Genomic DNA, 12,526 nt, shown 5'->3' on the forward strand with positions numbered 1-12,526 from the left:
CGAAAAACATGATGTTTATATGCGCTGGCGCATAGAGCGGATATTGCAAAGAGTTGTAGAATATGCGGAACTTCCTGGAGGGTAATAATGAAATCGTTTTTATTCATCGCATCAGTTGTACTGGCGTCAGGTATCTCCACTCAGGCGTTTGCCCAGGCGACGCCTGCGGATCTGGCCAAGGCCAAGAATTGCCTGGCCTGCCACTCGGTTCAGACCAAGATCGTCGGTCCTGCATACAAGGATGTGGCGGCGAAATACAAGGGGCAGAAAGACGCCGAAGACAAGCTGACCCAAAAAGTATTGAAGGGCGGTTCCGGCGTGTGGGGCGCCATTCCGATGCCGGCCAATCCGCAAGTAACGGAAGCCGAAGCGCGCACGCTGGTGAAGTGGGTGTTGAGCCAGAAGTGATGCGAATGCCGGTGCAGTTCAGGAAAGCGCTCTTCGGAGCGCTTTTTTATTGCCCGTCGCCGGCACCCGACGGCGCCGACGACAGGCAATAAAAAACGCGCCTGACTTGCATCAGGCGCGTTCTTCGGACTGCGTCAGGACAGCTTACTTGACCACGGCCAGCAGGGTGCGTTCACCCTTCTTGTAGGTGTACAGGGTCAGCGAACCGTTCTTGATGTCGCCCTTGGCGTCGAAAGCGATGGTGCCGGTCACGCCCTTGTGGCTGATCTTGGCCAGTTCAGGCAGATACTTGGCCGGATCGGCCGAGTTTGCCTTCTTCATCGCATCGGCGACAGTCATCGTTGCATCATAAGCGTAAGCAGCGTTGTAGACCACATCGATGCCGAACTTCTTCTTGTAGGCTGCGCGGAAGTCGTCCATGCCTTTCTTGCCGGACTCGTCCACACCGCCTGCTTCAGCACAGACCACCTGATCGTCGATCAGGCCGTCGCCGGCCAGACCCGGCAGGGAGCCGGTGCAGATGCCGTCGCCGCCCATGAACTTGGCATTGATGCCGAGCTGTTTCATCTGACGCAGCATCGGGCCGCCGACCGCGTCCATGCCGCCGAAGAACACGACTTCAGGATTCTTGGACTTGATCGATGTCAGGATGGCGTTGAAGTCGGTCGCCTTGTCGTTGGTGAATTGCTTGCCGACGATGGTGGCGCCTGCGCCTTGTGCGCCCTTGGCGAATTCTTCAGCAACGCCCTGGCCGTATGCGGTACGGTCGTCGATCACGGCGATGTTCTTGGTCTTCAGCGTCTTTACAGCGTATTTACCCAGCACAGCGCCCAATTGCGCATCGTTGGCGACCACGCGGAAGGCAGTCTTGAAGCCTTGTTGGGTATACTTCGGATTGGTGGCCGACGGCGACACTTGCGGAATGCCGGCGTCGTTATAGATCTTGGAAGCAGGGATCGTCGTGCCGGAATTCAGGTGGCCGATGACCGCAGCGACCTTCTGGTCGACCAGCTTGGTCGCAACGGCAGTTGCCTGTTTCGGATCGGAAGCATCGTCTTCACCGATCAGTTCGAATTTGACTTTCTTGCCGCCGATGGTGAAACCCTTGGCGTTCAATTCGTCGATCGCCATGCGGGCGCCGTTTTCATTGTCCTTGCCCATGTGAGCATTGGGGCCGGAGAGAGGGCCGACGTGAGCGATCTTGACGACTTCCTGCGAATAAGCTGCGCCGGCGAAAGCCAGTGCGATTGCGCCAGTTAATGGAATGATTGTGCTCTTGAGTTTCATAAATTCCCTCTGTAGATTGAAATAAACTACGCTTACCCGAACTAACACTCGACCGCTGAAAACCAAGTCGGCTCGCATCTTCCATGATGCTGTTTCGAAGCGGCCGGTTATCCCGATTTTGCAACAGTCTATTTTTTTGCTTATTCAGAGACGTTTCGCAGACATAAAACACACTGTACTATTCAACGTCGGGTTCCGAATAATGCAGACGGTACAACATAAGAAACAGCTTGCAAAGACTTTTTAACGGCTTGATCAAAAAAAATTGAACTTTCGTTTTTATGCCCAAATACCATACGCTTGACAAGGTTGATCGCAAGCTTCTGAACTTGCTCCAAAAGGACAATCAGATTCCGACTCGTATCCTGGCGGAGAAATTGCATATCTCGCAACCGACCTGCCTGCGCCGTATCCGTGAGCTGCGAGACGCCGGCATCATCAACGCCGAAGTGGCGATGGTCGACCCCTTTGCGCTGGGTTACGGCATGCTGGCTTTCCTTGAAATCTCGCTCAACAACCAGTCCGACGAGCACATGCAGGAGTTCGAACAACGCATGGCCAAGGAAGCCGAAGTGATGCAATGCTATTTCGTGTCGGGCGAATATGATTATTTTCTGGCCGTGCATGTGATCGATATGGATGCGTATTATCAATTCGTGCGCCGCGTCATTTCCGGCTCCGGCAATGTCCGCCACTTCCAGTCGCGTTTCCCGATGAAGCGCGCCAAGTTCGCCACACGGATCGCGTTTGACGAAAAGGCTGCCGAGGTGCAAGTGCGTGTGCCGGAGTAGGGCGCAGCAACGAGAAAGTCTATTAGCACTTTCTGTGCCTGCGCCGACATTTGCCTTCGTTCCGATTCTGCCGAGCATTCGCCGCCCGCGTCGGTATTGGCTATCCCCAAGATCATAAAATTTGCAGATGCCTTGCCGTCTGTGCTAACTTTGCGCCTGCCAGCGACGATACGGTGCAGCAACTTTAGTCCTTGCACCAAATCCAGTCGTCGCGTCCTTCCATTCTTCGTACCGGAGCATTGCCGCGCAGACGGCCGGCGCCGTGCGTCCAGCCAGGGCCGGCCCCGGGGCATTTGCCGCAGGCTTGCCAGTCATCGTCAACCGTGCCGCCCGTCGGCACGCCAGCCAAGGGGAATATAAGGCATGCATGCTGTTGAACTGTTTATCCAGGACCTTGCCGTCATCATGCTCATCGCCGGCGTCGTCACCGTCGTGTTCAACCGCTTCAAACAGCCGGTGGTGCTCGGCTACATCGTGGCCGGCGTCATCATCGGGCCGCATACGCCGCCGTTCAACCTGATTCAGGACGACAAGACCGTCCACATCCTGTCAGAGCTGGGCGTGATCTTCCTGCTGTTTTCGCTGGGGCTGGAATTCAGCCTCAAAAAGCTCGCCAAGGTCGGCGCCACCGCCGTGGTCGCCGCGGTCGCCGAAATCGTCCTGATGATCTGGATCGGCTACGAAATCGGCATCTATTTCGGCTGGAAGACCATGGACGCGGTATTCCTCGGCGCCATGCTGGCCGTCTCGTCCACCACCATCATCGTCAAGGCGCTCAACGAACTGGGCATGAAGCAGGAAAAGTTCGCCCAGATCATCTTCGGCATCCTGATCGTCGAGGACATCCTCGCCATTGGCATGATCGCCTTGCTGTCGGGCGTTGCCACCAGCGGTTCGGTCGATTCCGGCGAAGTACTCAACACCGTCGGCAAACTGCTGCTCTTCATGGTGGTCTCGCTGGTGGTCGGCATCCTGATCGTGCCGCGTCTGCTCAACTACGTGGCGCGCTTCAAGAGCAACGAGATGCTGCTGGTGACCGTGCTCGGCATCCTGTTCGGCTTCTGCCTGCTGGTCATGAAGCTTGAATACAGCGTCGCCCTCGGCGCCTTCCTGGTCGGCGCGGTGATGGCAGAGTCGCGCCAGATCCATCGCATCGAACGCCTGATCGAATCGATCCGGGACATGTTCAGCGCCATCTTCTTCGTCGCCATCGGCTTGCTGTTTGACCCCAACGTGCTCGCCAAATACTGGCTACCCATCATGGTGATCACGTTGGCGGTGGTGTTCGGCAAGTTGTTCAGTTGCGGCATCGGCACCTTCCTCGCCGGCCACGGCGGCCGCACACCGATGCGCGTGGGCATGGGGCTGGCGCAGATCGGCGAGTTCTCGTTCATCATCGCCGCGCTCGGCGTGAGCCTCAAGGTCACCAGCGACTTCCTGTATCCGATCGTGGTGGCGGTGTCGGCGGTGACCGCGCTGCTTACACCCTACCTGATCAAGGCGGCCGACCCCCTGTCGGCCAGGGCGGTGGACCTGGTGCCGAAGAGAATCTCCGACATCCTCGGCATGTACTCCAACTGGCTGGAAAGCCTGCAGCCGCAGGGCGAGAAGGCGGAAATCAGCAAGATCATCCGCCGCATCCTGTTCCAGGTGCTGGTCAACATCGCGCTGGTGGTGGCGATTTTCCTGTGCGGCGCATTCTTCGTCGACAGTCTCGGCGGCTGGCTATCCGCCTGGATCGACGACGAGCAGGTGCGCAAAGCCGTGATCTGGGGCTGCGCTCTGGTATTATCCCTGCCTTTCCTGATCGCGACCTACCGCAAGCTGCAGGCGCTGGCCATGCTGCTGGCCGAAGTCGGGGTCAGGCCGGAATTCGCCGGGGCGTACACATCGAGCGTGCGGCGCGTCATTTCCGAAGTCATTCCGGTGATGACGATTGTCGGTATCATGTTGCTGATCTTCGTGCTGAGCGCCAGCATCTTGCCGCCGCTCAACTTGCTGGCTGTGGTCCTGCTGGGCGCGGCCGGGCTGCTGTGGCTGTTGTGGAGCAGGCTGGTCAAGCTGCACTCCCGGCTGCAGATCGCCCTGTTCGAAACTCTCGACGAACCGCCGGAAGATTCGCATTAAATTCGCAGCGGATTCGCTGTAACCTTCTTTTCATCTGCCATGACTCAAGACGAACTTAAACAAGCAGTAGCGCGCGCCGCCATCGACTATGTGGTCGACGGCGAAATCATCGGCGTCGGCACCGGCTCAACCGCCAACTTCTTCATCGACGAACTGGCGAAGATCAAGGATCGCATCAAGGGCGCGGTCGCCTCGTCGGAAGCGACCGCCCAACGCCTGCGCGGGCACGGCATCAAGGTGTTCGACCTGAACGACGTGGAAACCATGCCTGTTTACATCGACGGCGCCGACGAGATCAACGCCAGGGGCGCCATGATCAAGGGCGGCGGCGCGGCGTTGACGCGCGAGAAGATCGTCGCCTCGGTCGCGCGGAAATTCGTCTGCATTGCCGACGGTTCCAAACTGGTCGACGTGCTGGGCAAGTTTCCGCTGCCGGTGGAAGTGATCCCGATGGCGGTCAGCGTCGTGGCGCGCAAACTGTCGGCGCTCGGCTGCGAAGCCAGGCTGCGCATGAAGGACGGCAAGCCGCTCGTGACCGACAACGGCTGCAACATCCTCGATGCGGTAGGCCTGAGCATCACGGAACCGGCCGAGACCGAAGCGACGATCAACAATATCGTCGGCGTGGTGACGGTGGGTTTGTTTGCCCGTCAGGGCGCAGATGTCTGCCTGCTGGGAACGCCTGACGGCGTGAAGAAGCTGGAGTTTTGATGACGTGGTCGCAGACTAGAAAAACGACCGTCATCGGGCAATGACGTTCAGTTGAGTTTAAAAAATTCCTTACCGCATAGTCAGCCCGTCACAACCGTCGTCCTGACGAAAGTCAGGAGCCAGTGTCGTTATCGGATGTCTTTACGACACTGGGTCTCGGCGTGCGCCGGGACGACGGCGGGGAAAAGGGGCTTCGCTGAACGGCATTGCCGCATCGTCAATCCACCGCAACCGTCGTCCTGACGAAAGTCAGGACCCAGTGTCGTACCGGACGTCGTCACGACACTGGCTCCCGGCGTGCGCCGGGACGACGGTAGGGAAAATACGCTTCATTGAACGGCATTTTCCTATCGTCGGCGGTTTTCATGCTTGTTTCCTATTGCGGTTTTGCCTTGCTTTCATCCCGTGCAATCACCACGCTCATCTTCTCCGGCACGATTCTCCTGCGCATCGCCTCGTTGACCTGATCCAGCGTCAGCACCGCAATGCGCCGGTCAAGCTGCGCCGCCCACGCATACGTGCGATCGAGATCGAGCAGGTCGACCCAGCCGTTGCTGACCGTATCGTCCTGCGCGCGCGCCTGCTCGCGTTGCTGGCGGATGCCGGATTTGGCGCGCTCAAGTTCTTCCTGCGTGAAGCCTTCCCTGACCAGACGTTGCAATTCTTCGCGGATCGCTGCGTCGACCTTGTCGAGGTTCTGCGGTGCGGCAATGGCGCCGATGCCGAACTGGGCGGCATTGCTGAGCGCGCTGACCGACAGCGACGAGCTGATGCCGTAGGACAATCCTTCGCGCTGGCGCACACGATCGGCCAGACGCGATTTCATGCTGGCGCCGCCGATCAGGTAGTTGGCTACGACCAACGCCGCATAGTCGGGATCTTCGTCGCGCATGTCCAGGCCGAGCCGGGCCAGGTAAGTGCCGTTTTCCTTGTCGGGCGTGTCGATCAACTCACGGGCCGGGGCAATCTCCGCATAGTCGCGCAGCACGCGCTGGTAGGGCGCGGCGCTGTTCCAGTTGCCGAGGGTCTGCTGGATGACGCGGGCGGCGCCATCGGCATCGAAATCGCCGACAATGGCGACTTCGCCCGACGACGCGCCATAGAAATCGCGATGGAATGCCTTGACGTCATCCAGAGACAAGGCCTGTACTTCCGCGATCCGCTGCTCCAGCGAGCGCGCGGCGCGCCAGTCGCCCGCGGGATAATGATCGAAGTGTCTGGCCAGCGCGTCTTGCGCGCGCGCAGTCGGATCGTTGCGCGACGACTCCAGGCCGACCAGCGTCTGCTTGCGCAATTGCTCGAATTCGGCGGCGTCGAAACGCGGATGCTGCAGGATATCGGCCATCAACCGCAAGGCCGCCTCCAGGTTATCGCGCGTGGTCTGGAAGCCGTACACGCTGCCGCTGATCTTGAGACGCGCAAACTCATCCGCCAACTGTTCGCGCGTCATCGACAGGCTGCCGCGGGTGAGCATCTGGCCGGTCATCGCCGACACCGTGTTCTTGCCGAACAGGCTTTGCGCATCGCCCCATTGCAACCTGATCCGGACCGACACCGTCTGGCCGCGCGTCTTCTTCGGCAGCAACGCCAGTTTCAGTCCACCCACGCGCAGGTGCGTGGTGCGCAGGTCGAGATTGTCGGGAGACGCGTCGAACGCCTCGCCGGTGGCGATGGCGGCGCGCGGCCGGTAGGACTGCAGCACGCTTTCCACCGTCGGCGCGGCGGGAATCTCGCTGCGCTGCGGTTGGTCTTCGGGAACGAACAGGCCGACCGTGCGGTTGTCGCGGCGGAAGTATTTCGCCGCCGCTGCCGCGACTTGCTGCGAAGTCATCCTGTCGATCTGATCGCGCCCGGCGAACAGCAGGCGCCAGTCGCCCAGCGCCAGCACGTTGGACAGCGCCAGCCCGATGCGCTGATGGTCGCTCAACAGCTTTTCGTAGGCATTGGCGTTGGCGACGCGCACGCGCGCCATTTCGGCCTCCGTCGGCGGCGTTGCGGAAAACGATTCGATGGCCTCGATCAACGCCTGCCGCACCGGCTCCAGCGGTTCGCCTTTCTTGACGACGGCGCCGATGATTTGCAGTCCCGGCGCATAGCCGCCGAGCTGGTACTGCATCACCGCGCTGGCCTTGCCGCTTTCCACCAGCAGTTTGTGCAGGCGGCCGTTGGGCGTATCCGCGAGGATATCGGCAGCCACGCCCACCGCATCGGAATCGTCATGCAGACCAGCCGGAATCTTGTAGCCGACGTACACCAGTTGCACGTCGCCGCTGCGGCGGATGGTGAACTGGCGTTCGCCGTCCTGGGTCGGCTCCACCGTCCAGAACGACGGCAGCGTGCGCGACGGCTTCGCCATCCTGCCGAAACTGCGGTCGACCCAGGCCAGCACCCTGGTCGGATCGAACTTGCCGGCCACCAACAGCACGGCGTTGTCGGGCTGGTAATAAGTACGATAGAACGCCTGCAGGTTCTCGATCCTGACGTGCTCGATGTCGCTGCGGTTGCCGATGGTCGCCTTGCCGTAGTTGTGCCAGTCGAAGGCCACGCTCTGCATACGCTTCATCATCACCGAAGCGGGCGAGTTTTCGCCGCTTTCAAATTCATTGCGCACCACCGTCATTTCACTGTCGAGGTCCTTCTGCGCGATGAAGGAATTGCGCATGCGATCGGCCTCCATCGAGATGGCCCATTGCAGGTTGTCGTCGCCGGCAGGGAAGAACTCGAAATAATTGGTGCGGTCCAGCGAAGTGGTGCCGTTGAAGCTCATGCCGCGCTTGCTGAACTCCTGCGGGATCGCGCCATGCTGCGGCGTGCCCTTGAACATCAGATGCTCAAGCAGATGCGCCATGCCGGTTTCGCCGTAGTTTTCCTGGCGCGAGCCGACCAGATAAGTCATGTTGACGGTCACGGTCGGCTTGCTGGCGTCGGGCATCAGTAGCAGCTTGAAACCGTTGTCGAAACGGTATTCCGTGATGCCTTCGGCGGACGGACCCTGGTTGACGCCGGCAGGCAGCATCGGCGGCGTATCCGCCAATGCTGCGCCGACGTGGACGGTCAGGATTAAGGAGAGGAGCAGGCGAGCAAAAGAGGCGGGGCGGACCAGGGGCATGTTTGTCTATGAGAGTGATCGGATCGGGGATGCAAATGCCGGAACAAGCGCAGAAAAATCTGCGCCGGCGTGGCGGGCGGCGCAATGGCTGAAGCGTATTCTACGGAATGTCGCTCCGGCCTGCCACGGTGAACGACAGGCAGGCAGCGGTGCGCGTCATGGCGGGTTCATCATCGCCGCGAGTCCGATGGCCTGCTCGGACCTGGCTGCGGTTCGGCCGGAGGGGCTTCAATGCTGCGAGGATTCGGGGGCGCTTCAATGCTGCGAGGATTCGGAGGTGCTTCAATACCAAGAGGATTGGATCGTGATTCGTTCGCATTCAATCGCAACTGTGCACCGCTACGCTGATCCGTGATCGTGATTTCTCCCCTGGCCCGTATATCGGCAGTCGCCCCATCCAGTCCCCTGAGTCGTACGTTCGCCAGGTTTTGGTGAGGATGCACAGACACACTATCGACCACAGGCAGATTGACAGATGGTCCTCCAATTGCCCGGTGATTGCTTCCAGAAGCACTGCGCAGCGCTTGCGAATCGGATCCGGATCCGGAAGGCGAACTGACCGGCATGCGCACTTGCACGGCCACACGGCCTGCGGCAGCAGGGCGCGCGACCGCGCTGCCCATATCGGCCGTGCCGCCCCCACCGACCATCCGGTCCGGGTTATCCGCGTAAGCAACGATAGTGACCGGTCCCGGAGCGGGCGCACCTGGTACGAGACCGAACGCATTAGCTGTAAAGCGGTCTGCACCTTGGGGGGAGTTCACGGTCGCGATCACCTCCCTTGACAGTTCGTCTGCGAACCGCAACGCTCTCTGGCTTCCTGTGACGGGTAATAATCCTAATGCGTCATTCAGCCGGGCAGTCGATGTGGCTCCGCCTGAAAGTGATAAGTTTGGCAATGCGTTGTCTGCAAATGAAGACACGGCAGCGGCGACAGACCGCGTAGGTCCAGGCGAGGGCGATGATTCAATTACCGTCATCGGCTGAGACGTCGATCCAGCGGCAGCGATTGTTGGCGTTGACGTCGATCCGGCGCTGGTGATTGCAGGCGTTGGCGTTGACTCGGCATCAGCGATTGCCGGTGCCGGCGGCTGGTTCTGGATTTGCCGGCGCGGCGGCGGCGCCATCAATTCGCGCAGGGACGCTTCTTGCTCCCGGCTCTCGATCTTCCGAACCTCGATATCATGGTGCGACCGTGTAGTGTAATCGGCCAGGTCTCGACGCGCCGTCTCGCGCGCCGCCGCGCGTTTTTCGGCATGCTGCTGGCGCGCCATGGCATTTTGCTTGCTATGCCGACTCTCCAAACGCGCTCTCGATTCCGCCTTCTTCTTCTCTTGAGCATGTTCTATCTGAGTCGCTATATTGCGCCACGCTTGCCGGGCTTCTTGCCGTCTGCGTTCCTGGTTCGCCTGTTCTTTTGCACGCTCTTCGGCGCGCGCACGGCTATATTCGTTGCCGTACTGTAGCGCGGTCGATAGCCGTGCCGGCATGGGTGGCGGCGGCTCACCCCGTTCTTTAGCTTGTCGCCACTGTTCATCGTATTGATGCTTGATGTCCATAAACTCATCTTCGCTTCGCCTTCTTCGTTCGTCGTCCCATGCTAACCGGCGCTTGCGATCTTCCTCTTCCTCAGGGAATTCATACAGGCCCGCTTGTCCCAATGTTTTTTTGACGGCACTTCCCACTCTCTTCATCCATTTTGGTACGCCCTTGCGTTTGTTATCCTGAGTGTCGGGGGCAGAGGATGCGTCCGATGATCTCCTTGATGGCGAAGACCCTGCCTGAGGTGTCGTCCCGCCCGGCCTTGGCGCATCCTCCGGGATATCGTCGAAACCGGGCATGCCGCCGACATCGGAACCATATGCGGAATCATTCCGGGAAGAACGCGTGCCGCCGGAACCGGAGCTGAATGCCGAATCATTTCTGGAGGTGCGGGCGGGGCCGGAAAAAGAGAGATTGCCCAGTTGATCAATCATTTCGTCAATGCCGGACTCGGCGTCATCCGAATCCGATTGCGCGGCTCTCGGCGCGGAGTCATCAGTTTGACCTGGGTTCTCGGTCTGCCCAGTCAATAGCGGCCGGTTGCTCCCCCAATTCTCTATCCCTCGCAGATTGCTCTTTGGGTCTCCCGATACCACGTACACATCCGGATCCAAAGGCCCGCGCGGCGGATTGTCCGCGTTTTCCTCATCGGGCTCATCGTCAAGCGCGGGCGGCGATGAATTGAGCAGGGACAAATCGAACGACGACATCCCTGGCGTTGGCGGAAGTACGGACGGCGGCGAACCAAACAAAGATTCATCAAACGACGATAGCCCCGGTGTCGGGGGCTGAGGGGGCGTCGATGGGTCCAATTGAGGCAAATTGGGCGGCGGAGCCGTCGACGTTGATGGGAGAGGGGGATTGGACCGACCTGAGGATATGTTTGGATGGAGGTTTCGCCTATGCTTGAGATAACTCTCTCGTCGTGTGTACCATATGCCGCAGTCTTCGCACGTATGGCGTTTTGCTTCGTCGTGACTCAGTTCATGGGCATTACGTGCCTCTCGATGCCCAAATGATTCATTGCAATATTGGCAGCCATAGGGTTTATCGCGCGCATGAATACGCTCATGCCGATTACGCGCAGACACGTCCCGAAACGAGTCGTCGCAGTGTTCGACTCGACACGCATAGGGCTTCGCGCCCGTGTGAGTGCGTTTGTGTACGGTCAGATTACCTGAATGGGGAAACGCTTTGCCACAGACGTCGCACTTATAGGGTTTTTCGCCTGTGTGTGCGCGCCCATGTATGGTCAACGTCTGTCTTGTCTTGAATACCTTATTGCAAATACTGCACATATGCGTTCCTGGCCGGAACAAATCATCGGACGCAATGGAATCCAAATCGTTGTCGCGTCTCGGCCCGGGTGACGGAGGTGCGAGAAACGGATCGAAGTCTGCGCCGCTCCGACTTCGTCTGGTCGAAGAGGCAGCGGCAGGTGGAGCGGGTGGAAAACGGAAGTCGCTTGCGCCAGGCCTTGAAGGCGGTTTTGGATCAGGCTGATCTGCGGATTTTTTTCGATGGGTGTTCTGCTGATGGCTGAGCATGCTAGCCTTTCGCGTAAACGATTTATCGCAGCCATCATGTCCGCAAAAAAAGAACTTGCCGCCCGTATGAGTACGCAAATGGTTATTCATGCTCCTCTTTGAGGTGAATATCTCACCGCACGCTCCGCATGCGAAAAACTTAGGCGGTTTGGGCTTAGGAAACTGTTCTCTAGCCGGAAACCCCGACCCGGTCGACGAGGGGACCGCCCCCGCCGAAGCGTGCGGAGTCCCGAAAGAACTTCTTGCTGGTCTCGACGGCAAGGTTGCCTGAGTTCTCGCTCTGGACTCACGATCCGCGCCAGTGGACATCGTTCCCCGGGAGCTTCCCGGTTGAGCGGACCAGAAACCCGGGCTGTCAAGAAATCGGTTAAATGCACCTGAAGCATTGCCAGAAGATCCTGCCGGGTGAGGCTGCTGTGACGCGGAAGGTCTGGGCGTCTCATCGAGAACGTTCATTGCCCGTCTGAGAGCAGCCCCCACGTCAGCCGTTCCTGAGGTAGCCGGTTCTCCCGTTACATCAGCGTCGGCATCCTCAGACTGGGGGGATTGGCGATTGTTCCGCTGATGTTGTTGTGGCGCCGAAGTCCGCTTCATCTCATATTCCAAAAGGTTGTTGTACAAAATCACGCTACATTCGATACGCGTGGCGCCGGTGGAGAGTCATCACCTCCGCGACCCTGACGGATTGTCCGGCCCCTGCTGCGGTCCAGCCGGCGGCGCGCCGAGTCCGGGTCGAGTCGGCGGCGCTACGAGGCGGGGGGGATTCGACGGGGCCCCCATTGGGATCACATGCACCTCCCTGCCGCTCACCTCGCCGCGTATCGTGACCTCGCGCCCCACCACTTCACCTCGCGAATTGCCCCCTCCCAGGAACTCCAGGCCCACTCCGCGCGGACTGGACAGCACCCGATTCAACACCGCCAGATCCCTGGACGGCGGCGCATCCGACGAGGCATGCGCGTCAGGAGCGATATACGACACCCCTGATCCTGAAGGCTGATTGA

General features: G+C 59.7%; 8 protein-coding genes and 1 pseudogene. 5 read left to right on the forward strand and 4 right to left on the reverse strand.

Annotated elements, in window-relative coordinates:
• Positions 1-87: 87 nt before the first annotated feature.
• Positions 88-408 carry a c-type cytochrome gene (locus tag RV1423_RS16605; protein ID WP_034298684.1) on the forward strand — a complete coding sequence of 107 codons (321 nt, stop codon included), beginning with the start codon at positions 88-90 and terminating at the stop codon, positions 406-408.
• A 144-nt stretch (positions 409-552) separates the two neighbouring features.
• Here RV1423_RS16605 and RV1423_RS16610 read toward each other — a convergent pair whose 3' ends face one another.
• Complete coding sequence (locus RV1423_RS16610) at positions 553-1,695, reverse strand: branched-chain amino acid ABC transporter substrate-binding protein (RefSeq protein ID WP_034298686.1); 1,143 nt, start codon at positions 1,693-1,695, stop codon at positions 553-555.
• Between the two features lie 281 nt (positions 1,696-1,976).
• Here RV1423_RS16610 and RV1423_RS16615 point away from each other — a divergent pair, with 281 nt between their 5' ends.
• From RV1423_RS16615 to rpiA, 3 genes are all read left to right on the forward strand, one after another.
• The gene (locus tag RV1423_RS16615; RefSeq protein ID WP_034298688.1) at positions 1,977-2,486 is read left to right on the forward strand and encodes an Lrp/AsnC family transcriptional regulator; all 510 of its coding nucleotides are present in this window, start codon (positions 1,977-1,979) and stop codon (positions 2,484-2,486) included.
• A gap of 363 nt (positions 2,487-2,849) precedes the next feature.
• A complete protein-coding gene (locus RV1423_RS16620; RefSeq protein WP_034298689.1) occupies positions 2,850-4,613 on the forward strand; it encodes a cation:proton antiporter in 1,764 nt (587 codons plus the stop codon).
• A gap of 39 nt (positions 4,614-4,652) precedes the next feature.
• Positions 4,653-5,324 carry a ribose-5-phosphate isomerase RpiA gene (rpiA, locus tag RV1423_RS16625; protein WP_034298691.1) on the forward strand — a complete coding sequence of 224 codons (672 nt, stop codon included), beginning with the start codon at positions 4,653-4,655 and terminating at the stop codon, positions 5,322-5,324.
• Between the two features lie 376 nt (positions 5,325-5,700).
• Here the strand turns inward: rpiA and RV1423_RS16630 are convergent, their stop codons facing one another.
• From RV1423_RS16630 to RV1423_RS30940, 3 genes and pseudogenes are all read right to left on the reverse strand, one after another.
• On the reverse strand, positions 5,701-8,433 hold the full coding sequence (locus RV1423_RS16630) for a pitrilysin family protein (protein ID WP_034298695.1): 2,733 nt from the start codon (positions 8,431-8,433) through the stop codon (positions 5,701-5,703).
• Positions 8,434-8,603: 170 nt separating this feature from the next.
• Positions 8,604-10,685 carry a hypothetical protein gene (locus tag RV1423_RS30655; protein WP_231502330.1) on the reverse strand — a complete coding sequence of 694 codons (2,082 nt, stop codon included), beginning with the start codon at positions 10,683-10,685 and terminating at the stop codon, positions 8,604-8,606.
• Between the two features lie 444 nt (positions 10,686-11,129).
• A pseudogene (locus tag RV1423_RS30940) lies at positions 11,130-11,522 on the reverse strand (C2H2-type zinc finger protein); the annotation flags it as partial.
• On the opposite strand from RV1423_RS30940, the gene RV1423_RS30835 reads away from it, so the two are divergent.
• On the forward strand, positions 11,496-11,624 hold the full coding sequence (locus RV1423_RS30835) for a hypothetical protein (protein ID WP_255344214.1): 129 nt from the start codon (positions 11,496-11,498) through the stop codon (positions 11,622-11,624). The pseudogene RV1423_RS30940 and the gene RV1423_RS30835 overlap by 27 nt on opposite strands.
• Positions 11,625-12,526 lie beyond the last annotated feature (902 nt).

The organism is Herbaspirillum sp. RV1423, assembly GCF_000577615.1.
Classification (GTDB): Bacteria; Pseudomonadota; Gammaproteobacteria; order Burkholderiales; family Burkholderiaceae_D; genus Herbaspirillum.

Excerpts from the sequence above, each read along its gene's own strand:
- rpiA (WP_034298691.1), top strand. The coding sequence starts at position 4,653 with ATGACTCAAGACGAACTTAAACAAGCAGTAGCGCGCGCCGCCATCGAC.
- RV1423_RS30655 (WP_231502330.1), bottom strand. The coding sequence starts at position 10,685 with ATGTCGTCGTTCGATTTGTCCCTGCTCAATTCATCGCCGCCCGCGCTT.
- RV1423_RS16610 (WP_034298686.1), bottom strand. The coding sequence starts at position 1,695 with ATGAAACTCAAGAGCACAATCATTCCATTAACTGGCGCAATCGCACTG.
- RV1423_RS16605 (WP_034298684.1), top strand. The coding sequence starts at position 88 with ATGAAATCGTTTTTATTCATCGCATCAGTTGTACTGGCGTCAGGTATC.
- RV1423_RS16620 (WP_034298689.1), top strand. The coding sequence starts at position 2,850 with ATGCATGCTGTTGAACTGTTTATCCAGGACCTTGCCGTCATCATGCTC.
- RV1423_RS30835 (WP_255344214.1), top strand. The coding sequence starts at position 11,496 with ATGGGTGTTCTGCTGATGGCTGAGCATGCTAGCCTTTCGCGTAAACGA.
- RV1423_RS16630 (WP_034298695.1), bottom strand. The coding sequence starts at position 8,433 with ATGCCCCTGGTCCGCCCCGCCTCTTTTGCTCGCCTGCTCCTCTCCTTA.
- RV1423_RS16615 (WP_034298688.1), top strand. The coding sequence starts at position 1,977 with ATGCCCAAATACCATACGCTTGACAAGGTTGATCGCAAGCTTCTGAAC.